Source organism: Lapillicoccus jejuensis, from assembly GCF_006715055.1.
GTDB classification, from domain to species: Bacteria; Actinomycetota; Actinomycetes; order Actinomycetales; family Dermatophilaceae; genus Lapillicoccus; species Lapillicoccus jejuensis.
Window position 1 is genome coordinate 3,667,277 of the sequence record NZ_VFMN01000001.1, and the last position, 21,816, is coordinate 3,689,092.

A 21,816-nucleotide genomic window follows, 5' to 3' on the forward strand; every position below is an offset into this window, starting at 1 on the left:
GTCCGTCCACAACCCCCCGCGCGGCCGCGCGTCGTCCACAGGATCCTCGCGTTCGCTGGCGGCGACGCGTCCGATGCGGTGTGATTTGTTCCGCTCGGGACAGTCACCCGCGGGACGCGGGGAGAGGGGTGGAGACGGTGGGGGCGGAGAGCACGATGGTGGGCGACCCGGGGGTCGTCGAGGCGCTGGTCGGTGACGCGCAGGTGGCGCCGGTCGGCCCGCGGGTGCGGGTGTCGCGGGAGGGGGCGGTCGCCCCCATGGGTCGGGCCGCCGAGGGCCTGCTCGCCCCCGGGGTGCCGGGGGTCAACCAGGTCCTGCTCGTGGGGCGGGTCTCGACCTCGGCCCACGAGCAGGAGATGCCGAGCGGGGACGTGCTCGTCACCCTGCGGCTCGTCGTCCCGCGGCCGGCGAGCAGGACGCTGGGCGACCGACGACGACCGCGGGTCCCGGTCGACACCATCGAGATCGCCTGCTGGTCGGCGGCGACCCGGCGGCGGGCGCTGCGCTTCTCGGGCGGTGAGCTGGTCGAGGTGAGCGGGGCGCTGCGCCGCCGCTTCTACCGGGCGGGCGCGGTGGCCCTCAGCCGCTACGAGGTCGAGGCGCGGTCGCTGCGCCGGGTCCGCGAGGTCACGGCGGCGAAGGTCGTCGTGGGGGACGTCGTGGGGGAGGCCGTGGGGGAGTGAGCCCGGTGGGTGGGCGGGCCGTGACGGGCCGTGATCCGGGGTCGGGTGCCGCGACCCTAGACTGACCCGCCGTGACGAGCAGCGTGCCCCCGACCCCGCCGGCCCCGGACGAGGACGAGCGCCGGGAGGCGGGCGGGTCGGGCGCCGTCCCGGCCCCGGCGCACGGGGCCCTCTCGGTCGGCGACCGGGTGCAGCTGACGGACCCGAAGGGCCGGCTGCACACCATCACCCTCGAGGCGGGCCGGGAGTTCCACACCCACCACGGGATCCTGCGGCACGACGACGTCCTGGGCCGACCCGACGGGTCGGTCGTGGCCAACACGGCCGGTGTGGAGTACCTCTGCCTGCGCCCGCTGCTGGCCGACTACGTCATGTCGATGCCGCGCGGGGCCGCGGTCGTCTACCCCAAGGACTCGGGGCAGATCGTCATGATGGCCGACATCTTCCCCGGGGCCCGGGTGGTCGAGGCCGGTGTCGGGTCGGGGGCCCTGAGCATGTCGCTGCTGCGCGCGGTCGGCGAGTCCGGGCGGCTGGTGTCGTTCGAGCGCCGCGAGGACTTCGCCGACATCGCCCGCGGCAACGCCCGCGCCTTCTTCGGGGCGGACCACCCGGCCTGGGAGGTCGTCGTCGGTGACCTCGTCGAGGCGCTGCCGCGCACCCTCGAGCCGGGCACCGTCGACCGCGTCGTCCTCGACATGCTCGCCCCGTGGGAGTGCCTCGACGTCGTCGGCGACGCGCTGGCGCCGGGTGGGGTGCTCATCTGCTACGTCGCCACCGCGACCCAGCTCAGCCGGGTCGCGGAGGCGATCCGCGAGCACGGTGGCTGGACCGAGCCGTCGGCCTGGGAGTCGCTCGTGCGCGGGTGGCACCTCGAGGGGCTCGCGGTCCGGCCCGAGCACCGGATGCACGGCCACACCGGGTTCCTCATCACCACGCGCCGGCTCGCCCCCGGGGTCTGCGCGCCCCGTCGCTCCCGCCGTCCGGCCAAGGGCGCGTACGGCGACGCGTCGGGCACCTCGGGCGCCTCGGGCGCGGCGGGCGCGTCCACCCCCGCCGACCCGTCCACCCCCGACGGGGTCGGGACCGAGCTGCGCGACGTGCCGGCCCAGGAGTGGACGGCGGAGGCGCTGGGGGAGCGGACGGTGTCGGAGAAGCGGATCCGACGCGTGCGCCGTTCTGTGACCGAAACCTCCGAGAGTTGAGCAGGGCGGCGGGTTAGGGTCGTAAGGGCCCGCTGATCCGCCCCCTCCCGGAGGTGTGCCGATGTCCGACCCCACCCAGCCCGACCCCTCGCGCCACGAGCGCGAGCAGCGCCGCGGGGTGGCCGGCGGTCCGGACCACCCGGGCCCCGGCGCCGGCGGTGACCTCGGCCCTGACCTCGGCGCCGACCTCGAGCGTCAGCGCGACCGCCTCCAGGAGGAGGTGCGCGACCTGCGCGACGCCCTGCGCTCCGGACCGACCCGGGCCCGCGAGCTGGAGAACCGCGTCCTGCAGCTGCAGACGTCGCTGTCGACGCTGTCCAACCAGAACGAGCGGCTCGTGCGCACCCTCAAGGAGGCCCGCGAGCAGATCGTCACGCTCAAGTCGGAGGTCGACCGCCTGGCCCAGCCGCCGTCGGCGTACGGGCTGATCCTCGAGTCGTACGACGACGCGACCGTCGACATCCTCACCTCCGGTCGCAAGATGCGGGTGGCGGTCAGCCCGTCGGTGGACCCGTCCCTGCTGAGCCAGGGCCGGGAGGTCATGCTCAACGAGGCGCTCAACGTCGTCGCGGCCTGCGGGTTCGAGCGGGTCGGCGAGGTCGTCATGGTCAAGGAGCTGCTCGACGACGACCGGCTGCTCGTCGTCGCGCACGCCGACGAGGAGCGGATCGTGCGCCGCGCCGAGTCGCTGACCCTGCAGGGCGAGCCGGTCCGCATCGGTGACGCGCTCATGCTCGACACCCGCTCGGGGTTCGTCTACGAGCGGATCCCCAAGGCCGAGGTGCAGGACCTCGTCCTCGAGGAGGTCCCCGACATCGCCTACGAGGACATCGGCGGGCTCGGCGACCAGATCGAGGCCATCCGCGACGCCGTCGAGCTGCCCTACCTGCACCCCGACCTGTTCAAGGAGCACCGGCTCAAGCCGCCGAAGGGGATCCTGCTCTACGGCCCGCCCGGCTGCGGCAAGACGCTCATCGCCAAGGCGGTCGCGGCCTCGCTGGCCCGCAAGGTCGCCGAGCGCACCGGCCAGCAGCTGGAGAAGAGCTACTTCCTCAACATCAAGGGCCCCGAGCTGCTCAACAAGTACGTCGGCGAGACCGAGCGGCACATCCGGCTGATCTTCCAGCGCGCCCGCGAGAAGGCGTCCGAGGGCACCCCGGTCGTCGTCTTCTTCGACGAGATGGACTCGCTCTTCCGCACCCGCGGGTCGGGCGTCTCCAGCGACACCGAGACGACGATCGTGCCGCAGCTGCTGTCGGAGATCGACGGCGTCGAGCGGCTGGAGAACGTCATCGTCATCGGCGCGTCCAACCGCGAGGACATGATCGACCCGGCCATCCTGCGTCCCGGCCGGCTCGACGTGAAGATCAAGATCGAGCGCCCCGACGCCGAGAGCGCCCGCGACATCTTCAGCAAGTACCTCACCGCCGACCTGCCGCTTCACGACCACGACCTGCGGGTCAACGGCGGCAGCGCGAGCGAGACCGTCGACGCGATGATCCAGGCGACCGTCGAGCGGATGTACTCCGAGATCGACGACAACCGGTTCCTCGAGGTGACCTACGCCGGCGGCGACAAGGAGGTCCTCTACTTCAAGGACTTCAACTCCGGCGCGATGATCCAGAACATCGTCGACCGCGCCAAGAAGATGGCCATCAAGGACCTGCTCACCACCGGAGCCCGCGGCATCCGGGTCGAGCACCTGCTCGAGTCGTGCGTGGCCGAGTTCAAGGAGAACGAGGACCTGCCCAACACGACGAACCCCGACGACTGGGCGCGCATCTCGGGCAAGAAGGGGGAGCGGATCGTCTACATCCGCACCCTCATCAACACCAAGGACGGCACCGAGCCCGGCCGCTCGATCCACAACGTCGCCAACACCGGCCAGTACCTGTAGCGACCTCCGGCACCTGTCGCACCCGCTCGACCCTCGGGCCCGTCGCCACCCGGCGACGGGCCCGTCGTCGTGCCCGGCCGTTGACAGCCGTCGGCGACCGGTGCATGATCAACCGATCAGTTGATCAATGGTGAGGTTGAACACGATGGCGGGTCGACGGACCACCGACGAGGGTGGGGAGGCGGGTCTCGACCGCGCCTTCCTCGCCCTCGCCGACCCCGTACGACGTGCCCTCGTCGCCCGCCTCAGCCTCGGTCCGCTCACCGTCGGGGAGCTCGCCGCCCCGCACCCGATCTCCTTGCAGGCGATCTCCCAGCACATCCGCGTCCTCGAGGAGGCGGGGCTGGTCAGCCGCACCCGCGACGCGCAGCGCCGCCCCGTCCACCTCGAGCCGGCCCGCCTCGAGGAGCTGACCGCCTGGATCGACCGCTACCGCCTCGCCGCCGAGCAGCGCTTCCGCACGCTCGACGCCCTGCTCGCCACCCCGCCCGCCATGCCGACCGAGGAGCCACCGTCATGAGCAACGCCCTGCACGTCACCGCCCCGCAGGGGCAGCCGAGTCTCGCGTTCGTGCGCGAGGTCGACGCCCCCGTCGCCGCCGTGTTCGCCGCCCACCGCGACCCCGACCTCCTGGCCCGCTGGCTGGGGCCGCACGGCTACGAGATGGTCGTGACCGAGTACGACTTCCGCTCCGGCGGACGCTGGCGCTACGTCCACCGCAACCCCGCCGGCGACGAGTTCGGCTTCCACGGCTGCTTCCACACGGTCCGCGACGACGAGCTGGCCGTGCAGACCTTCGAGTTCGAGGTCGCCCCCGACCACGTCAGCCTCGACACCGTGCGGTTCGAGCCGCTCGAGGGCGGGCGCACCCGGCTGCGGGGGTCCTCGGTCTTCCAGAGCGTCGAGGCCCGCGACGCCATGGTCGCCTCCGGCATGGAGCGCGGGATGCGCGAGGGCTACGAGCGTCTCGACGTCGTCCTGACCGCGCCGGGGGCCTGACGTGGACTGGACCCTGGAGGTCGTCGTCCTGCCGGTGTCGGACCTCGACCGGGCCATCACCTTCTACCGGGACCGGGTCGGCTTCCACCTCGACCACGACGTGCACACCGAGCACATGCGGATCGTGCAGCTGACCCCGACGGGGTCCGGCTGCTCGCTGGTCCTCGGCGACCTCCCGGCACAGCGGCAGATGGAGCCGGGGTCGATGCGCGGCCTGCAGCTCGTCGTCGCCGACGCCGCCACCGCCCGGGCGGAGCTCGTCGCGCGGGGTGTGGACTGCGACGAGATCAGCGTCATCGACCCGCGCGACGGGGGGACGTTCTTCGGGTTCTCCGACCCCGACGGCAACACCTGGGCCGTGCAGGAGCTGCGCGTCCGGGCGGACCGGCCGCTCATCCCGGTGGACCACCGGGACCGCAACGGGGGGTGAGCACGGCGGCTTCCCGCCAGCGACGTCGGGAGGGCGACCGGACCGTTCCCAGCCACCTCCCGGAGTCGCTATCGTGCGGGCGCCGGAGCCCCGGCCGGCGCCGTGGTCCCGGCGCCGCACGACCCGACGTGGAAGGTCCTGCCATGCGCCGTCCCCTGTCCCTGCGCACCCTCGTCCCGGTCGTGGCCCTCGCGGCCGCGGCTCTCGCCGTCCCGGCGACCGCGTCGCAGGCCGCCCCGTCGGCGGGGGTCGGTGCCGCCGTGCCCGTGGCCTCGGGCGTCCGCGCCCCGGCCCCGGTCGTCCCGCTCACCGTCGGCGACGCCCCGGCCGTCCCGACCTCCGTCGCCGAGCCCGCCGCGAAGGCCGTCACCGCCCGGTTCGTCGTGACCTACCACGGCTTCAGCGCGCCGGCCCGGGCCGCCTTCCAGCGGGCCGTCGACTACTGGTCGACCCAGGTGACCTCGTCGGTGCCCATCACCGTCGACGCGACGTACACCGCCCTCGGCCCCGGCATCCTCGGCTCGGCCGGGCCGTCGTCGGTCTGGCGCGACTTCGCGGGGGCCCCGAAGGCCGGCACCTGGTACGTCGACGCGGTCGCCAACAGGCGGCACGGCAGCCAGCTCGACCCCAGCCCCGACGTCGTCGCGCGCTTCAGCAGCTCGTTCGGCAACTGGTCCTTCGGGACCGGGAGCGCGCCCGCCGGCACCTACGACTTCCAGTCCGTCGTCACCCACGAGCTCGGCCACGGCCTCGGCTTCCTCGGCGCCGGCATCGTCTCCAGCGGCCAGAGCAGCGTCCGGCTGCTCGGCTTCCCCATCGCCTACGACCTGGCGACGAGGAAGGGCACGACGAAGCTCCTCTCCCTCCCCGACGGCTCCGCGACGCTGGCGTCGGCGCTGACCAGCAACGCCGTCACCTTCGACACGACGAAGGTCCGGGGCGTCAACGGGGGCAAGCCGGCCTCGCTCTACGCGCCGTCCACGTGGCAGCAGGGCAGCAGCTACTCGCACCTCGACGAGGCGACGTACCGCGCCGGGGACCGGGACTCGCTGATGACCCCGAAGCTGGGCTCGGGGGAGACGATCCGCTCGGCCGGGCCGATCACGAAGGCGGTGCTCAAGGCCGTCGGCTGGTGACCACCGGCGCCAGCAGGCGCCACCCCAGCAGCGTCAGCGCCAGGAACAGCCCCGCCACCACGACGAACGACGGGGCCGTGCCCGCGCCGCTGACGACGCGCAGCAGCATCCCGAGGACCAGCGTGCTCGCCCAGACCAGCACGCCGTCGCACCGCACGTCGAGCGGCCACCGCCCGCGCAGCCGGGCCACGGCCCAGCCGACCGCGGCACCGGCGAGGAACGGCCACGCCACCGCGAGCACGCCGGTCACCGCGTCCTGCTCGCCGTGGCTGGCCCGGCCCACGGCGGCGAACACGAGCACGACGACGACGTCGAGCAGGGCGGCGACGGCGACGGGCGTCGTACGGCGGGTGCGGGTGCGGTCGACGAGGCTCACGGGCCCCAGCCTCGCACGACCGCTCAGAACGGCAGGCGCGGCTGGGGCGGTGCGTGGGTCGGGTCGACGCCCTCGAAGAGCGACGACACCGAGCGGCCGTGGTGGATCCGCGAGATGGCCTCGGCGAAGAGCCGGTCCACCGAGCGGATCCGCAGCTCGGGCCAGTCCGCCGGCGGCGGGACCGTGTCGGTCGTGACGACCTCGCTGATCATCGGGTGGTCGCGCAGCCGCTCGACGGCGCGCCCGGCGAACAGGCCGTGGGTGCAGGCCACCGACGCCTCGGTGCAGCCCTGGTCCTTGAGCCGCTCGAGCAGCTCGACGATCGAGCCTCCGGTGGCGATCTCGTCGTCGAGGACGATGGCCCGGCGGCCGGCGACGTCACCGACGATCGAGTCGATGACGACCCGGTCGTCGCCGAGCCGCTGCTTGTTGCCGGCGGCGACGGGCAGGCCGAGCAGCCGCGCGAACTGGGTGGCCGTCTTGGCGTTGCCGAGGTCGGGGGAGACGACGACCGTGTCGGTGAGGTCCTCGTCGCGGTAGTGGTCGGCGAGCACCCCGATGGCCGTGAGGTGGTCGACCGGGACGGAGAAGAACCCGTGCACCTGCGGGGCGTGCAGCGCCATCGTCAGCACCCGGTCCGCGCCGGCGGTGACGAGCATGTCGGCGACGAGGCGGCCGCCGATCGAGATCCGCGGCGCGTCCTTCTTGTCCGAGCGCGCGTAGGCGTAGTGCGGCATGACGACCGTGATCTGCGAGGCCGACGCCCCGCGGGCCGCGTCGATCATCAGCAGCAGCTCCATGAGGTGCTCCTGCGTCGGCGGCACGAGCGGCTGGACGAGGTAGACGTCCTGCTGCCGGCAGTTCTCCAGCAGCTGCACCTGGAGGCAGTCGTTGCTGAACCGCTTGATGTCGACGGGGGAGCGGCGTACCCCGAGGTGCTCGCAGATCCGGTCCGCGAGGGCGGGGTGGGCGTGGCCGGAGAAGACGACGACGTCGTTCACGCAGGCACCTCTCGTCGGGTGGCGTCGGGACCGCGGGGTGGGGCGCCGGTCCCGCGCGCCACCCTAGCCGCCCGGCCAGCCGTACGGAGGGGTCAGGGGCCCGCCGGCTGCTGAGTCGGCTGCTGAGTCGGGTGCAGCGCCCGCCGCAGCTCGGTGACGAGCTCGGCGCGGGCCTGGGCGCCGACCCGGGTGGCCCCGGGGAAGCTGTGGAAGCCGTGGGGCACGCCGACGTACCGCGTCGTGCGGACGGGCACCCCCGCGGCGGCCAGGGCCGCGCCGTACGCCTCGCCCTCGTCGCGCAGCGGGTCGTGCTCGGCGGTCTGGACCAGCGCGGGCGGCAGGCCGGCCAGGTCGGCGTAATAGGGCGACACGAGCGGGTCGTCGCGGGTCAGCCCGCTGTCGTCGACGTAGGCGGCGAGGAAGGCGTCGATCTGCCGCGTGGTGAGGACGGGCGCGTCGGCCTTCTCGCGCACCGAGGGGAAGGTCTGGCGGGCGTCGACGCCCGGGTAGAGCAGCGCCTGGAGCGCGATCGTGGGGCCGCCCTCGTCGCGCAGGACCTGGCAGGCGACCGCGGAGAGGTTGCCGCCGGCCGAGTCGCCCCCGACGGCGAGCCGGTCGGGGTCGCCGCCGAGCGACCCGGCGGCCTCCGCGGCCCAGCGCAGCGCGTCGACGCTGTCCTGCGCCGCCCGCGGTGCCTTGTGCTCCGGGGCCATCCGGTAGTCGACGTTGAGCACGAGGGCGCCGACCTGCGCGGCGAGGTGGGCGCACAGGGCGTCGTACCCCCGCACGTTGCCGAGGACCCAGCCGCCGCCGTGCAGGTAGACGAGCACGGGCACCGGGCCGCGGGCGTCCGCCGGCGCGTAGGTGCGCACCGACAGCGGGTGGCCGTCGCGGGCCCGGGCGGTGGCCCAGCCGAGCCGGACGCCGCGCGGGACGGCGCCGGTCACCCAGGTGACGGGCGGCACCGCCGGCGGGACGCGCCGGCGCTGGGCGACGATCTCCTCCTGGCTCATCGCGCCGACGTCGAGGCCGCCGGTGCGGTCCAGCAGGCCGGTGAGCAGCCGGGTGGACAGGGGCATCGGGTAGCGCGAGGAGCGCGAGCGGGCCACGGCGCCATCCTGCCCCGCCCGCTGTCGGAGGGCGCGCATAGGGTGACGAGCATGACGGTGCGTCGGGTGATGGGGGTCGAGACGGAGTACGGCATCTCCGTGCCCGGGGACCCGGGGGCCAACCCGATGGTGCTGTCCGGGCACGTGGTCAACGCCTACGCCAGCACGCACGGCGTCCGGTCGGGGCGCGCGGCGTGGGACTACGCCGACGAGGCGCCGCTGCGCGACGCGCGCGGGTTCGAGATGGGGCGCGGGGTCGCCGACCCCAGCCAGCTGACCGACGTCGAGGACCCGACCCTGGCCAACGTCGTCCTCACCAACGGCGCCCGGCTCTACGTCGACCACGCGCACCCGGAGTACTCCTCGCCCGAGGTCACGACCCCGCGCGACGCCGTGCGCTGGGACCGCGCCGGCGAGCTGGTCATGCTCGAGTCCGTACGACGCCTCGCCGCCTCCCCGGGGGAGCCGGGGGTCAACCTCTACAAGAACAACACCGACGGCAAGGGCGCGTCGTACGGGACCCACGAGAACTACCTCATGCGGCGCGAGACCCCGTTCGCCGAGGTCGTGCGCCACCTCATCCCGTTCTTCGTCGCGCGGCAGGCGATGTGCGGCTCGGGCCGGGTCGGCATCGGCCAGGACTCGCGCACGGCGGGGTACCAGCTGAGCCAGCGGGCCGACTTCTTCGAGGTCGAGGTCGGGCTGGAGACCACGCTCAAGCGGCCGATCATCAACACCCGCGACGAGCCGCACGCCGTCGCCGACCTCTACCGGCGGCTGCACGTCATCATCGGCGACGCCAACCACGGCGACGTCGCCAACCTGCTCAAGCTCGGCACGACCTCGCTCGTCCTGGCGATGGTCGAGGACGGTGCGGTCGGGCGCGACCTCACCCTCGACAAGCCGGTCGCCACGCTGCACGCCATCTCGCACGACCCGACGCTGCGGACGACGGCGACGCTGCGCGACGGGCGCACGCTCACCGCCGTCCAGCTGCTGTGGGAGTACTTCCACGCGGCGGCGTCGTACCTCGAGCAGCGCGGGCACACCGCGGCCGACGACCCCGACACCGCCGAGGTCATGGGCCTGTGGGAGTCGGTGCTGACCCGGCTCGAGCGCGACCCGATGGAGTGCGCCGCCGACCTGGACTGGGTGGCCAAGCTGTCGCTGCTCGAGGGGTACCGCGAGCGCGACGGCCTGTCCTGGGGCGACCCCCGGCTGCGGGCCATCGACATCCAGTGGAGCGACGTCCGCCCCGAGAAGGGGCTCTTCCACCGGCTGCGCGAGCGCGGACGGATCACCCGCCTCGTCGAGGACCCCCTCGTCGCCGACGCCGTGACGCAGCCGCCGACCGACACCCGGGCCTGGTTCCGCGGCAAGTGCCTGGAGAAGTTCGCGCCGCAGATCGCCGCGGCCTCGTGGGACTCGGTGATCTTCGACGTCCCCGGTCGGCACGCCCTGCAGCGGGTGCCGATGCTCGAGCCGCTGCGCGGCACGCAGGCGCACGTGGGCGAGATCATGGACCGCTCCCCGGACGTCGTCACGCTCCTTCGTGAGCTGGACGCCGCCGCCGGTTAGGGTCGAGGGAGCAGGGCCCACCAGCACGCACGAGAGAGGGAGGGCGCCATGCCCAGCCAGGAGCAGAGCCGGCCGCAGCGCCGCGACGACGAGCCCGCCGACGCCCCGGAGCCCACTCCCGCGTCGCCGGAGGCGAGCGCCCGCAAGGAGGCGCTCGACGACGACATCGACAGCATGCTCGACGAGATCGACGGCGTGCTGGAGAGCAACGCCGAGGAGTTCGTCCGCGGCTTCGTCCAGAAGGGCGGCCAGTGACCGACCCGTTCGCCTCCGGGCGCCTGCCGGGCGCCTTCACCACCCCCGGGTCGTCGTCCTTCACCGAGTTCGTCGGCCGGGTGTCGCCGCAGCTGCTGCCGGGCGGCCGCTCGCTGCCCGTGGGGGCGAGCATCGACGCGCCGCACGGCACGACGATCGTCGCCGTGGAGTACGCCGGCGGGGTGCTGCTGGCCGGTGACCGCCGCGCGACGATGGGCAACCTCATCGCCAACCGCGACATGGAGAAGGTCTTCGCCGCCGACGAGTACGCCGTGGTCGGGATCGCCGGCACCGCGGGGCTGGCCGTCGAGCTGGTCAAGCTCTACCAGGTCGAGCTCGAGCACTACGAGAAGATCGAGGGCACGCTGATGTCCGTCGAGGGCAAGGCCAACCGCCTCGCCTCGATGATCCGGGCCAACCTCGGGATGGCCATGCAGGGCCTGGCCGTGGTGCCGCTCTTCGCGGGCTACGACCTCGACGAGGGCGCCGGGCGGATCTACTCGTACGACGTCACCGGCGGCTGCTACCGCGAGCACGACCACCACAGCGTCGGGTCGGGGTCGATCTTCGCGCGTGGCTCGCTGAAGAAGCTGTGGCGGCCGGGGCAGGACGAGGCGACGGCCGTCCGCAACGCCGTCGAGGCGCTGTACGACGCCGCCGACGACGACTCCGCGACCGGCGGCCCCGACCTCGGCCGGCGGATCTGGCCGACCCTCGCCGTCGTCGACGAGGCCGGCGCGCGGTTCCTCGGCGACGACGTCCTCGCGCAGGTGGTCGAGCAGGTCGTCGCCGGTCGTCAGGGCAACCCGGGAGGTGCGCGATGAGCATGCCGTTCTACGTCTCGCCCGAGCAGCTGATGAAGGACAAGGCGGACTACGCGCGCAAGGGCATCGCCCGTGGCCGGTCCGTCGTCGTCCTCGGCTACGACAAGGGCATCGCCTTCGTCGCGGAGAACCCGCAGTCGCTGCGGAAGATCTCCGAGATCTACGACCGGATCGCCTTCGCCGCGGTCGGGATGTACTACGAGTTCGAGAACCTGCGGGTCGCCGGCATCCGCTACGCCGACCTGCGCGGGTACTCCTACGACCGCTCCGACGTGTCGGCGCGCGGGCTGGCCAACGCCTACGCGCAGACCCTCGGCACCGTCTTCACCCAGGAGCCGAAGCCCTACGAGATCGAGCTCGTCGTCGCCGAGGTCGGCGAGGACGAGGAGCACGACCAGATCTACCGGCTCACCTACGACGGCTCGGTCGCCGACCAGCACGGGTACGTCGTCATGGGCGGCACCATCGGGCAGGCCGAGGAGCTGCTCCAGTCGCGGTGGCGCCCCGGGCTCAGCCTGGGGGAGGGGCTGTCGCTGGCCGTCGAGGCGCTGGCGCTCGACCCGGCCGGCGGCCCGTCGCGCGAGCTCGAGCCGCGTCAGCTCGAGGTGGCGGTCCTCGACCGGCAGCGGCCGCGGCGGACCTTCCGCCGGATCGGCGGGCAGCTGCTCGCCGACCTGCTCGACTCCGCGAGCCCGGTCCACGACGCCCCGCAGACCGACGGCCCGCCCGGGCACCACGACCTGCTCACCGGCGACCGCCCGGTGGCGCCCCACGCGGGGTCCGCCGCCGGCGCCGAGCCCGACGACGGCGACCCGAGCACGCCGGGCTCCGCCCGGCCGGGGAACCCGCAGGGCCGCGAGGACGAGCTGCGCCGCCCCGAGCCGGGGGACGACACCCCCGCCGGCTGACCGACGCCGCCCACGACGACGCCCCCGCCGAGCGGCGGGGGCCTCGTCGTCGGTCCGTCAGCGGCTGCGGGCCGGCTCGTCCTGCTGCTCGTCGTCCTGCTGCTCGTCGACCTGCTCCTGGGCCTGCTGCTCGGCGGCCTGCTGCTCGGCGGCGGCCTGGTCCGGCGCCGGCTCGGCGCCGGGCTCCGGGGAGAGCGCGGCCCCGCCCAGGGTGGCGAGCATCTGCCGCACGTTGGCCAGCTGGGCGTTGATGCTGTCGCGGCGGGCGGTCGCGGCGGCCAGCTCGCGCTCGGACTCGGCGCGGACGCGGGCGGCCTGCTCGCGCGCCGCCGCGACGACCTGCTCGGCCTCGACACGGGCGCGGTCGAGCGCGGCCTGGGCGGCGCTGCGGGCGTCGGCGTGGGCGGCCTCGGACTGCTGGGCCAGCGCGGAGGCCCGCTCCTCGACCTGGGCGAGCCCCTGCTGGTGCGCGGCGAGCTCGGCGGCGAACTCCTCGGCCGCCTTCCGCCGCCGGGTCCCCAGGGTCGTCTTGAAGTCGGCGGCGGCCGCGGCCATCGTCGCCCGTTGGCTCTCGGCGAGCGCCTCGGACTCCTCGCGGCGGGCGAGAGCGGACCGCTCGGCCTCGTCGCGCACGCCCTCGGCGCGGCGCTGCGCGTCCTCGAGGGTCCGGGCGGCCTGCGTCTCGGCCTCGGCGCGGACCTGCGCGGCGTACCGGTCGGCCTCGGCGGCCTGCGCCGTCGCCTGCGCCTGGGCGCGGCCGCGCAGGTCGGCGGCCTCCTCGTCGGCGAGGGTGAGGATCTGCCCGATCCGCTCCCCGAGGTCGGCGTACGTGGGTGCGGCGGCCGCGCGCTGGGCCTCCTCCAGAGCCGCCACCTGCCGGCGGGCCTGCTCCAGGCGCGCGCCGAGGTCGGCGTAGGCGCTCTGGGTGCGGCTCAGCTCGGCCGTCCGGTCGCCGGCCTCGCGCCGGGCCGCGTCGAGCTCCTCGCCGAGCTCGTCGAGGTGCGCCTCGACCTGGGCCGGGTCGTAGCCGCGCATCACGGAGCGGAACGCGGGTGTCCTGTCGGTCATCGTCAAGCCGTTTCTGCGCGGTCGGTCGCGCCTCGGGTGCTCGGGGGCTCGGGGGGAGGGGGCGGGGCGGCCTGTGGGGACGGCACAGGGAGGGCCCTCGCGGAGAGGCTACCCGCGCGCCCCGACCCACCCCAGCGTCCGCAGCGCGGGGGCACCGGTGCCTCGACGGTGCGGACGCGAGGACGTCAGCGGGGGGCGAGCCGCTCGACGAGGGCGAGCTCGTCGGCGCGGTCGAGCCCGGCGCGGCGGCCGGTCCGGTGCAGGCCCTGCTCACGCTCCCACGCCAGCGCCGCCGTCGTGGTCCCCTCCAGCGGCCGGGCGACGAGCCCCGCCCGGCGTGCGGAGACGTCCTCGTGCGCGGCGAACCCGAGCCAGGCCGGGTCGGCGAGCCACAGCGCGAGCGAGCGCGGCCCCATGAACTCATCGACGCCGGCCCCGCGCAGCGCGTCGTCGTCGACGACGACCCGCTCACCGTCGAAGCCCGCGACGGCGGCCGCCACGTCGACGACCTCGCCCAGGGTGCGCCGCGGGCCGTAGGCGTCGACCGTCCCGGTCGTCCCGGCCAGCCCGGCGTCGACGAGCCACGCGGCGAGGTCGAGGACGTCGAGCACCTGGGCGCCCTGGCCCAGCGAGGCGGGCACGAGCAGCGGCCGGCCGTCCTGCCCCGCCAGGGCGCACCGGCCCACCCAGTAGCCGAACCGGTCGCTCGGGTCGCCGTACCCGGCGATCAGCCCGCTGCGGGCGACGAGCGCGTCGTCCCCCCGCCGCGCCCGTACGGCGTCCTCGCACGCCACCTTGGCCTCGCCGTACTGCTCGGGCCCGCCCGTGTCGCCCTCGAGCGGCGGCAGCAGCGGCAGCGGGGTCCCGCCGAGCCCGCCGCCGAGGACCGAGTGGTCGGCGTAGACCGAGCCCGAGGAGACGAAGACCCACCGCGCCGCCCGGTCGGCGAGGGCGTCGAGCGCGCCGCGGACCTCGCCCGGCTGCCGCGAGACGTCGACGACGAGGTCGTACCGGTCGCCGGCCGGGTCGGTCCCCGCGCCCAGGGCGTCGTACGCCCCCTCGGTGGAGCGGTCGCCGACGACCAGGCGGGCCCCCTCGGGGACGCGGCCGCTGACCCCGCGGGCCAGGCAGTCGACGGCGTGGCCGGCGGCGAGGGCGTGGCGGGCGACGGCGCCACCGAGCCACGCCGTGCCGCCGAGGACGAGGACGCGAGCGCTCATGCCGACCACCGTGGCACAGGCGCGGCCGCCCGCCGGCGGCGCGGGGCCCGGCGCGAGCGGACGCGGCGACCTAGAGTGTGGTGATGGAGCGCCGCATCGTCGGGATCGAGAACGAGTACGGCGTCACGTGCACGTTCGAGGGACAGCGCCGGCTGACGCCCGACGAGGTCGCCCGCTACCTCTTCCGCAAGGTCGTCTCCTGGGGTCGGTCGAGCAACGTCTTCCTCGGCAACGGCTCGCGGCTCTACCTCGACGTCGGCTCGCACCCGGAGTACGCGACGCCCGAGTGCGACGACCTGCGCGAGGTCGTCATCCACGACAAGGCCGGTGAGCGCATCGTCGAGGGCCTCGTCGAGGACGCGCAGCTGCGGCTGGCCGAGGAGGGCATCCAGGGCGAGATCTACGTCTTCAAGAACAACACCGACTCGGCCGGCAACTCCTACGGCTGCCACGAGAACTACCTCGTCGGCCGGGCGGGGGAGTTCCAGAAGATCTCCGACATCCTCATCCCGTTCCTCGTCTCGCGGCAGATCACCTGCGGTGCGGGCAAGGTCGTCACCGGCAGCACCGGCGCGAAGTACTGCGTGAGCCAGCGCGCCGACCACATCTGGGAGGGCGTCTCCTCGGCGACGACCCGCAGCCGCCCGATCATCAACACCCGCGACGAGCCGCACGCCGACGCCGAGAAGTACCGCCGGCTGCACGTCATCGTCGGCGACTCGAACATGTCCGAGACGACGACGCTGCTCAAGGTCGGCTCGGCGGACCTCGTCCTGCGGATGATCGAGGCCGGCGTCGTGCTGCGCGACATGGCCCTGGAGAACCCGATCCGGGCGATCCGCGAGATCAGCCACGACACGACGGGGCGTCGTACGGTCCGGCTGGCCAACGGCCGCGACCTGTCCGCCCTGCAGATCCAGCAGGAGTACTACGAGCGGGCGATGGGGTTCGTCGAGCGGGAGGGGCTGACGGCGCCCGTGCAGAAGCAGGTCCTCGACCTGTGGGGTCGCACCCTCACGGCGATCGAGACCGGGAACCTCTCGATGGTCGACACCGAGATCGACTGGGTCATCAAGAAGAAGCTCATCGACGCGTACGTCGCCCGCCACGGCCTCGAGCTGTCCGACCCGCGGGTGCTCCAGCTCGACCTGGCCTACCACGACGTCAACCGCCGCCGCGGGCTGTTCTACCTGCTCCAGCGGCGGGGGATGGCCGCGCGGGTGTGCACCGACCTGGAGATCTTCGAGGGCAAGGTCCGACCGCCGCAGACGACCCGGGCCAAGCTGCGCGGCGACTTCATCCGGGCTGCGCAGGCGCACCGGCGCGACTTCACCGTCGACTGGGTGCACCTCAAGCTCAACGACCAGGCCCAGCGGACCGTGCTGTGCAAGGACCCCTTCGCCTCGAGCGACCCGCGGGTGACGAGGCTCGTCGAGAGCATGTGATCGGTGGTGGGGCCGGCGGGGCCCCGTACGGCGTCGCGCCGGGCCACCTGGTCGGGCGGCACAGCGGGCCGGGTTACCGTGGTCGACGGCCCTGCCCCCGATCGTGAAGGCTTCCTCGTGCCCCACCCCCTGACGTCCCCCCGCCGCCGCGCCGCCGGTCTCGGCGCCGCCGCCCTGGTCGCGACGCTCGCGCTCGCCGCCTGCGGGTCGACGAGCTCGAGCACCACCTCGCAGGCGAGTGGCGGCGCGACCTCGTCAGCCACCCCGTCGGACGGGGCCTCGACCGCCGCGGACCAGGGCGTCCACGCGCCGGCCAACAAGGCGGCCGACCTCGCCCTGCTCGACTCGGTCAAGGTCACCGACAACGGCAGCGGCAAGGCCCCGACCGTGGCGCTGACGACCAAGCCGCTGCGCGTGTCGCAGACGGCGGTCAAGGTGCTCAAGCCCGGGACCGGCGCCAAGAGCGACGCCAAGAGCAAGGTGACGATCACCGAGGCGCTCTACCTGGGCTCGAGCGGCAAGGAGCTCGACTCGACGTACGGCAAGCCGGCGCAGTCCTTCACGCTCGCGGACAACAACACCATCCCCGGCCTGCGGATCGCCCTCGACGGCGTGCAGGCCGGCTCGCGCATCCTCGCGGGCATCTCCGCGGCCGACGCGTTCGGCGCGACGGGCAACAGCCAGGCCGGCATCGCCGCCAACGAGACGCTGCTGCTCGTCGCCGACGTCGTCGCGGTCGGCACCCCGCTGACCGAGGCGAAGGGGACGGCCGTCGCGCCCGTCGCCGGGCTGCCGACGGTGACGTTCGCGTCCGGGAAGGGCCCGACCATCACCGTCCCGAAGACGGCCGCCCCGACCACGCTCGTCAGCCAGCTGCTCGTGGAGGGCACCGGTGCGACGGTGAAGGCCGGCCAGAACCTCACGGTGCAGTACACCGGTGCGACCTGGGCCGACGGCAAGGTGTTCGACTCCTCGTGGACCAAGGGCTCGCCCTTCAGCTTCCCCGTCGGGCAGGGCCAGGTCATCAAGGGCTGGGACACCGGGCTGGTCGGCAAGAAGGTCGGCTCGCGCGTCCTGCTCGTCGTCCCGCCGGCGCAGGGCTACGGCGCCCAGGCCCAGGGCAGCATCCCGGCCAACTCGACGCTCGTGTTCGTCGTCGACGTGCTCGACGCCTCTTGAGCGGGTAGAACCCGTCCCACACGTCCGGACCCAGCACCACCTCCACCAGCAACGAGAAGGAGCCCTCCGTGCCCCTGCCCGACGACCGCAGCAAGCCCGAGCTCGACTTCCCCGGTGACGAGGCGCCCAGCGACCTCGTCGTCGAGGACCTCATCGACGGCACCGGCGACGAGGCCACCGCCGGCAAGACCGTCAGCGCCCACTACGTCGGCTGGGCGTTCTCGTCCGGTGAGGAGTTCGACTCCTCGTGGAACCGCGGCGCCCCGCTCGACTTCCCGGTCGGCGCCGGCCGCGTCATCCAGGGCTGGGACCAGGGCCTGCTCGGCATGAAGGTCGGCGGCCGCCGCAAGCTCACCATCCCGGCGCACCTGGCGTACGGCGACCGCGGCGCCGGCAACGTCATCAAGCCCGGTGAGACGCTGATCTTCGTCGTCGACCTCGTCGACGTGCGCTGAGCCCTACGGCCTGACGGACGACTTCGTGCTCCTGAGGTGCCCGGATCCGGCCGCCCGCGGTCGGGGAACGGCACATCCGGAGCAAGGAGTCGTCTGCTACGTCAGGGGCGTCGCTGCGTGCCTGCCCGCGGCGGCGGCGGCGAGGAACGACGCCGGGTCGTCGTCGTAGCCGCGGCCCATCGTCCGCAACGGGACGGGGCAGGCGCGCAGCGCGGGCTCGAGGTCGGTCACGGGGACGTCGTACGGCGTGAGGCGACCGGCGGAGCCCGCGACGAGCTCGTCCACGTGCGCCCGCACGAGCGCGCCCACCTCGCCGTCGAGCACGGGGACCGGGACGTCGGCGGGCAGCAGCGCGACCCGCCCGTACGCCGTCCGGCTGTGGTGCGACACGCCGCGGTGCCGCTCCCGGGCGTCGGCCTGCGAGACCCGCAGCGACGCGACCGGCCGCCCGCCGAGGGTGCCGGCCGCGTTGACCGCCTCGCCGGCGACGACGCCGGAGAACCCCCAGCGCGTCCCGGTCCCGAGGTTGCCCGGGCCCTGCGCGACCACGGCGACGTCCGCGCCCACGACGAGCCGGGCCGCGAGCAGCGCCGAGTGCACGGTGACCGCCTCGTGGTCGCCGCCCCACGCCTGGCCGACGGTGAGGCACGCGGCCAGCCACCCGGCCTCGCGCAGGCCCGCGACGGTCGACGAGAACGCCGCCGGCAGCGCCCCGCCGTCGGTCATGACGTAGGCGACCCGCGCGTCCGGGCGGTCGTGCCGCAGCCCCGCGACGACGGCCGGGAGCGCGGAGTGCAGGTCGGCGACGACGACGGGCATCCCGCCGAGGTCGTCGGCGTCCGCCAGCGCCGCGTGGTGCGGGCTCTCCTGCTCGTCGACGCCGAGCACCATCGTCTGCAGCGGCGTGTAGCGCGCCTTGACCACGTGCCCCGGAGCGCCCCGCGGCCCGGCGGGCAGCGCGTCGTCGTCGCGGTCGGGCAGGGCGGCGACGAGGGCGAGCCCACCCGTGCCGAGCCCGCGCTCCAGCGCCGTCGTGTTGAGCAGGGCGCTCTCGCCGACGACCGGCTCGCCGGTGAGGTCGGGGTAGGCCAGCGCGCGCACGGCCGTGCCGTCACCGAGGCGCACGTCGAGCTCGACGGCGCCCGGCCGCCGGCCCCGCACCGCCACGACCTGCCCACGCCGCAGCCGGATCACGTCGGCGAGCGTAGTCGGGTAGCGTCGCGGCGTGAGCGCCCCCACGTCCGCCTCGGCCAAGACGGAGCGCCTGCTCAACCTCGTCATCGCGCTGCTGTCCACGCGCCGGCCGCTGACCAAGTCGCAGATCCGCTCCGCCGTCCCGCAGTACCGCCAGACCGCGTCGGTCGAGTCCTTCGACCGGATGTTCGAGCGCGACAAGGACGAGCTGCGCGACCTCGGCATCCCCCTGCAGACGCAGGTCGTCGACGCCGTCTTCGAGGACGAGACCGGCTACCGGATCGACCGCCGCGAGTACGCCCTGCCCGAGATCTCCCTCGAGCCGGACGAGTTCGCGGCGCTCAGCCTGGCCGCCCGGGCGTGGCAGCGGGCCAGCCTCGCCGGCCCTGCCGCCGAGGCGCTGCGCAAGCTGCGCTCGTCCGGGGTCGAGCTCGACGACACCTCGCTCGTCGGCATCGAGCCGGTCGTCCGGACCACGGAGGAGGCCTTCGAGCCGCTGCGCCGCGCCGTCGTCGCCCGCCGCGCGGTCACCTTCGGCTACCGCAAGCCCGGTGGCGAGAGCACCCGCCGCCACCTCCAGCCGTGGGGCCTGGCCCAGTGGCACGGCCGGTGGTACGTCACCGGCTTCGACCTCGACCGCGACGACGCCCGCGTCTTCCGGCTCGGGCGGATCGACTCGCCCGTCGTTGCCGAGGGCCGCCCCGGGGCGTACGACGTCCCCGCGGGTCACGACCCGTCGTCGATGGTCGCGACCTCCCAGGTCGAGCCGCCGCCCACCACGAGCGCGACGGTCCGGGTCCGCTCCGGCGCCGGGCACACGCTGCGCCGCCGGGCGAGCGCGAGCGAGGAGCTCGACGGCGACGCCGCCGGCTGGTCGCTGCTCACCGTCCCCGCCGGCGACCTGGACCGGCTCGCCGACGAGGTCGCCGGCTTCGGCCCCGACGCCCTCGCCCTCGACCCGCCCGAGCTGCGCGAGCACGTCGTACGGCGGCTCACCGGCGCCCGGGCGCGGCACACCGTCGCCGGGAGCGCGTCGTGACCCCCCCGACGCCCGCCACCCCCGACGGCCCGACGCGCCGTACGCCACCCGAGACCGCGACCGCGCGCCTCTCCCGCCTGCTGACGATGGTGCCGTGGCTGCTGGCCCACCAGGGCGTCGAGCTCGGCGTGGCCGCCCGCGAGCTGGGGGTCACCGACGAGCAGCTGGTCGCCGACCTCGAGCTGCTGTTCCTCTGCGGCCTGCCCGGCGGGATGCCCGACGACCTCATCGAGGCGTCCTGGGAGGACGGCCACGTCGTCGTCGGCAACGCCGACCACCTGGCCCGGCCGCTGCGCCTCACCGTCGACGAGGCGCTCACCCTCATGGTCGGCCTGCGCGCGCTCGAGACGACGCCCGGTATCGCCGAGCACGACGCGGTCGCCCGGGCCCTGGCCAAGCTTGAGGAGGCCACCGGCGCCGTCGGCGAGGCCAGCGGCCGGCTACGGGTCTCGATGGACGACGGCTCGCGCGAGTCGACCCTGTCGGCGGCGCGCGACGCGCTCGCCCGGCACCGCCGCGTCCACCTGCGCTACCTCGTGCCCGGTCGGGACGAAGTGAGCGAGCGCGACGTCGACCCCATGCGGGTCGTCGGCATCGACGCGAAGTGGTACCTCGAGGGCTGGTGCCACCTCGCCGAGGACGTGCGCCTCTTCCGCCTCGACCGGGTCGAGCGCCTCGACGTCCTCGACGTCGACGGCACCCCGCCGCCCCAGGCCGTCCCGCGCGACCTCGGCGCCGCCGCGTTCACGCCGCACGACGACGACCTCGAGGTCGTCGTCGAGGTCGACCGCTCCGGCGCGTGGGTCGCCGACTACTACCCCACCGAGGAGGTCGTCGAGCTGGGGGAGGGCCGTCGCCGGGTCACCCTGCGGGTCGGCGACCCCTCGTGGGTACGACGCCTCGCCTGGCGGATGGGCGGGCACGTCACCGTCCTCGCCCCCGACGACCTGCGGGCCTCGGTCGCCTCCGGCGCCGACGAGGCGCTGGCCGCGTACGCCGCCCTCGACCCGGCCCCGTAGGCTGCGCCGCGATGCGAGTCCTCGTCTGGATCCTGGTCTGGGTCGTGATCGTGGCCGTCTCCGCCCTCTACCTGTGGGGGACGGTGCGGACCGCGTGGAAGAGCGCGCGCCGGCTCGGCACCGAGCTCGCGGACGCCGAGGAGCGGCTCAGCGCCGTGCGCGAGCAGGTCGACCGGCTCGGGGAGGCGAACGAGCAGCTCGAGCTGGCGGTCTTCGCCGACCCGACCACCATCGCCCGGGAACGCCGGACCACCCGCGAGTCGTTGCGACGCGAGAGCCGGGAACAGCGTCGTCGGGGGCTCCCGACGTGGGCCCGGCACGTAGACTCCTGATCGACCCATCCCGACCGGAAGGCCAGCCGCGCCATGTGGAGAGACCTGTTCCAGCCGAGCCACCTCATCATCATCCTGGTGCTCGTCGTCGTCCTCTTCGGGTGGAAGAAGCTGCCCGACGCCGCCCGCAGCGTGGGCCGCTCGATGCGCATCTTCAAGTCGGAGATGGGGGAGATGAAGAACGAGGGCAAGGAGTCGCGCCCCAGCCCGGCGGCCAGCGACACCATCCCGGGCCAGGCCGCGCCCACCGCAACCACCGCGCCCACCGCGCCCACCGCGCCCACCGCGCAGACCCCGCCGCCCGCCCAGCCGTACGTCGCCCCGCACGACGCCTCCGTGCCCCCCTCCGCCACGACGCCGCCCGAGGCCCAGGCCCCGCCGCAGCCCGCGGACGCGCCGACCCCGCACGACACGACGGCGCGCTGAGCGCCGCGCTGCGGCGCGGCCGGCCCGTCCACCACCGCGAG

General features: G+C 74.6%; 24 protein-coding genes. 18 read left to right on the forward strand and 6 right to left on the reverse strand.

Going from position 1 to position 21,816, the window contains the following annotated elements; all coding sequences use genetic code 11:
• Positions 1-137 precede the first annotated feature (137 nt).
• From FB458_RS16985 to FB458_RS17015, 7 genes are all read left to right on the forward strand, one after another.
• Complete coding sequence (locus FB458_RS16985) at positions 138-683, forward strand: single-stranded DNA-binding protein (protein ID WP_246061312.1); 546 nt, start codon at positions 138-140, stop codon at positions 681-683.
• Positions 684-754: 71 nt separating this feature from the next.
• Positions 755-1,885 (forward strand): tRNA (adenine-N1)-methyltransferase, encoded by a 1,131-nt coding sequence (locus tag FB458_RS16990; protein WP_281286112.1) that lies wholly within the window; start codon positions 755-757, stop codon positions 1,883-1,885.
• A 61-nt stretch (positions 1,886-1,946) separates the two neighbouring features.
• Entirely contained in the window at positions 1,947-3,782 is a 1,836-nt protein-coding gene (gene arc / locus FB458_RS16995) for a proteasome ATPase (protein ID WP_141849542.1), read from the forward strand.
• A gap of 145 nt (positions 3,783-3,927) precedes the next feature.
• The gene (locus FB458_RS17000; RefSeq protein ID WP_141849543.1) at positions 3,928-4,302 is read left to right on the forward strand and encodes an ArsR/SmtB family transcription factor; all 375 of its coding nucleotides are present in this window, start codon (positions 3,928-3,930) and stop codon (positions 4,300-4,302) included.
• Positions 4,299-4,781, forward strand: a complete 483-nt coding sequence (locus FB458_RS17005) for an SRPBCC family protein (RefSeq protein ID WP_141849544.1) — start codon at positions 4,299-4,301, stop codon at positions 4,779-4,781. Before FB458_RS17000 ends, FB458_RS17005 begins: the two co-directional genes overlap by 4 nt.
• A 1-nt stretch (position 4,782) precedes the next feature.
• The gene (locus FB458_RS17010) at positions 4,783-5,211 is read left to right on the forward strand and encodes a VOC family protein (RefSeq protein ID WP_141849545.1); all 429 of its coding nucleotides are present in this window, start codon (positions 4,783-4,785) and stop codon (positions 5,209-5,211) included.
• A gap of 143 nt (positions 5,212-5,354) precedes the next feature.
• Positions 5,355-6,347: a hypothetical protein gene (locus FB458_RS17015; protein ID WP_141849546.1), complete on the forward strand. Its 993-nt coding sequence runs from the start codon at positions 5,355-5,357 to the stop codon at positions 6,345-6,347.
• On the opposite strand, the gene FB458_RS17020 is transcribed toward FB458_RS17015, so the two are convergent.
• From FB458_RS17020 to FB458_RS17030, 3 genes are all read right to left on the reverse strand, one after another.
• Positions 6,328-6,723, reverse strand: a complete 396-nt coding sequence (locus FB458_RS17020) for a DUF3054 domain-containing protein (protein WP_141849547.1) — start codon at positions 6,721-6,723, stop codon at positions 6,328-6,330. The genes FB458_RS17015 and FB458_RS17020 overlap by 20 nt on opposite strands.
• Before the next feature lie 23 nt (positions 6,724-6,746).
• Complete coding sequence (locus FB458_RS17025) at positions 6,747-7,724, reverse strand: ribose-phosphate diphosphokinase (RefSeq protein WP_141849548.1); 978 nt, start codon at positions 7,722-7,724, stop codon at positions 6,747-6,749.
• A gap of 92 nt (positions 7,725-7,816) precedes the next feature.
• Positions 7,817-8,833, reverse strand: a complete 1,017-nt coding sequence (locus FB458_RS17030) for an alpha/beta hydrolase (protein WP_170185719.1) — start codon at positions 8,831-8,833, stop codon at positions 7,817-7,819.
• Positions 8,834-8,884: 51 nt separating this feature from the next.
• Here FB458_RS17030 and dop point away from each other — a divergent pair, with 51 nt between their 5' ends.
• The 4 genes from dop to prcA are packed head-to-tail and all read left to right on the forward strand — an operon-like array spanning position 8,885 to position 12,398.
• Positions 8,885-10,411: a depupylase/deamidase Dop gene (dop, locus tag FB458_RS17035; RefSeq protein ID WP_141849550.1), complete on the forward strand. Its 1,527-nt coding sequence runs from the start codon at positions 8,885-8,887 to the stop codon at positions 10,409-10,411.
• Between the two features lie 48 nt (positions 10,412-10,459).
• Positions 10,460-10,666, forward strand: a complete 207-nt coding sequence (locus FB458_RS17040) for a ubiquitin-like protein Pup (protein WP_141849551.1) — start codon at positions 10,460-10,462, stop codon at positions 10,664-10,666.
• Positions 10,663-11,490 (forward strand): proteasome subunit beta, encoded by an 828-nt coding sequence (gene prcB, locus FB458_RS17045; RefSeq protein ID WP_141849552.1) that lies wholly within the window; start codon positions 10,663-10,665, stop codon positions 11,488-11,490. Before FB458_RS17040 ends, prcB begins: the two co-directional genes overlap by 4 nt.
• Positions 11,487-12,398, forward strand: coding sequence for a proteasome subunit alpha (prcA, locus tag FB458_RS17050; RefSeq protein ID WP_141849553.1), 912 nt, complete (start codon positions 11,487-11,489; stop codon positions 12,396-12,398). Before prcB ends, prcA begins: the two co-directional genes overlap by 4 nt.
• Before the next feature lie 57 nt (positions 12,399-12,455).
• On the opposite strand, the gene FB458_RS17055 is transcribed toward prcA, so the two are convergent.
• Both FB458_RS17055 and FB458_RS17060 read right to left on the reverse strand, forming a co-directional pair.
• Positions 12,456-13,466, reverse strand: coding sequence for a DivIVA domain-containing protein (locus tag FB458_RS17055; protein WP_141849554.1), 1,011 nt, complete (start codon positions 13,464-13,466; stop codon positions 12,456-12,458).
• Between the two features lie 185 nt (positions 13,467-13,651).
• A complete protein-coding gene (locus FB458_RS17060) occupies positions 13,652-14,686 on the reverse strand; it encodes a Rossmann-fold NAD(P)-binding domain-containing protein (protein WP_141849555.1) in 1,035 nt (344 codons plus the stop codon).
• A gap of 83 nt (positions 14,687-14,769) precedes the next feature.
• Here FB458_RS17060 and pafA point away from each other — a divergent pair, with 83 nt between their 5' ends.
• The 3 genes from pafA (at position 14,770) to FB458_RS17075 (ending at position 17,765) form a co-directional block, all read left to right on the forward strand.
• Positions 14,770-16,131, forward strand: coding sequence for a Pup--protein ligase (pafA, locus tag FB458_RS17065; protein ID WP_141849556.1), 1,362 nt, complete (start codon positions 14,770-14,772; stop codon positions 16,129-16,131).
• Positions 16,132-16,248: 117 nt separating this feature from the next.
• Positions 16,249-17,310 carry an FKBP-type peptidyl-prolyl cis-trans isomerase gene (locus FB458_RS17070; RefSeq protein ID WP_170185720.1) on the forward strand — a complete coding sequence of 354 codons (1,062 nt, stop codon included), beginning with the start codon at positions 16,249-16,251 and terminating at the stop codon, positions 17,308-17,310.
• Between the two features lie 68 nt (positions 17,311-17,378).
• Positions 17,379-17,765, forward strand: a complete 387-nt coding sequence (locus FB458_RS17075; RefSeq protein ID WP_141849558.1) for an FKBP-type peptidyl-prolyl cis-trans isomerase — start codon at positions 17,379-17,381, stop codon at positions 17,763-17,765.
• Between the two features lie 96 nt (positions 17,766-17,861).
• Here FB458_RS17075 and FB458_RS17080 read toward each other — a convergent pair whose 3' ends face one another.
• Positions 17,862-18,959, reverse strand: coding sequence for a DUF3866 family protein (locus tag FB458_RS17080; protein ID WP_425460854.1), 1,098 nt, complete (start codon positions 18,957-18,959; stop codon positions 17,862-17,864).
• Between the two features lie 31 nt (positions 18,960-18,990).
• On the opposite strand from FB458_RS17080, the gene FB458_RS17085 reads away from it, so the two are divergent.
• Genes FB458_RS17085 through tatA form a run of 4 tightly spaced genes read left to right on the forward strand, consistent with a single transcriptional unit; the run spans position 18,991 to position 21,775 of the window.
• A complete protein-coding gene (locus FB458_RS17085; RefSeq protein ID WP_141849560.1) occupies positions 18,991-19,998 on the forward strand; it encodes a helix-turn-helix transcriptional regulator in 1,008 nt (335 codons plus the stop codon).
• Entirely contained in the window at positions 19,995-21,017 is a 1,023-nt protein-coding gene (locus FB458_RS17090; RefSeq protein WP_246061314.1) for a helix-turn-helix transcriptional regulator, read from the forward strand. The genes FB458_RS17085 and FB458_RS17090 overlap by 4 nt, the downstream gene beginning before the upstream one ends.
• 11 nt (positions 21,018-21,028) lie before the next feature.
• Positions 21,029-21,349: a hypothetical protein gene (locus FB458_RS17095; protein WP_141849561.1), complete on the forward strand. Its 321-nt coding sequence runs from the start codon at positions 21,029-21,031 to the stop codon at positions 21,347-21,349.
• Positions 21,350-21,382: 33 nt separating this feature from the next.
• The gene (tatA, locus tag FB458_RS17100) at positions 21,383-21,775 is read left to right on the forward strand and encodes a Sec-independent protein translocase subunit TatA (protein ID WP_141849562.1); all 393 of its coding nucleotides are present in this window, start codon (positions 21,383-21,385) and stop codon (positions 21,773-21,775) included.
• Positions 21,776-21,816: the final 41 nt, after the last annotated feature.

What these genes read in the sequence shown, in the direction of transcription:
- FB458_RS17000 (WP_141849543.1), top strand. Translation starts at nt 3,928, where the DNA reads ATGGCGGGTCGACGGACCACCGACGAGGGTGGGGAGGCGGGTCTCGAC.
- prcA (WP_141849553.1), top strand. Translation starts at nt 11,487, where the DNA reads ATGAGCATGCCGTTCTACGTCTCGCCCGAGCAGCTGATGAAGGACAAG.
- FB458_RS17015 (WP_141849546.1), top strand. Translation starts at nt 5,355, where the DNA reads ATGCGCCGTCCCCTGTCCCTGCGCACCCTCGTCCCGGTCGTGGCCCTC.
- FB458_RS17005 (WP_141849544.1), top strand. Translation starts at nt 4,299, where the DNA reads ATGAGCAACGCCCTGCACGTCACCGCCCCGCAGGGGCAGCCGAGTCTC.
- FB458_RS17095 (WP_141849561.1), top strand. Translation starts at nt 21,029, where the DNA reads ATGCGAGTCCTCGTCTGGATCCTGGTCTGGGTCGTGATCGTGGCCGTC.
- pafA (WP_141849556.1), top strand. Translation starts at nt 14,770, where the DNA reads ATGGAGCGCCGCATCGTCGGGATCGAGAACGAGTACGGCGTCACGTGC.
- tatA (WP_141849562.1), top strand. Translation starts at nt 21,383, where the DNA reads ATGTGGAGAGACCTGTTCCAGCCGAGCCACCTCATCATCATCCTGGTG.
- FB458_RS17060 (WP_141849555.1), bottom strand. Translation starts at nt 14,686, where the DNA reads ATGAGCGCTCGCGTCCTCGTCCTCGGCGGCACGGCGTGGCTCGGTGGC.
- dop (WP_141849550.1), top strand. Translation starts at nt 8,885, where the DNA reads ATGACGGTGCGTCGGGTGATGGGGGTCGAGACGGAGTACGGCATCTCC.
- arc (WP_141849542.1), top strand. Translation starts at nt 1,947, where the DNA reads ATGTCCGACCCCACCCAGCCCGACCCCTCGCGCCACGAGCGCGAGCAG.
- FB458_RS17040 (WP_141849551.1), top strand. Translation starts at nt 10,460, where the DNA reads ATGCCCAGCCAGGAGCAGAGCCGGCCGCAGCGCCGCGACGACGAGCCC.
- FB458_RS17055 (WP_141849554.1), bottom strand. Translation starts at nt 13,466, where the DNA reads ATGACCGACAGGACACCCGCGTTCCGCTCCGTGATGCGCGGCTACGAC.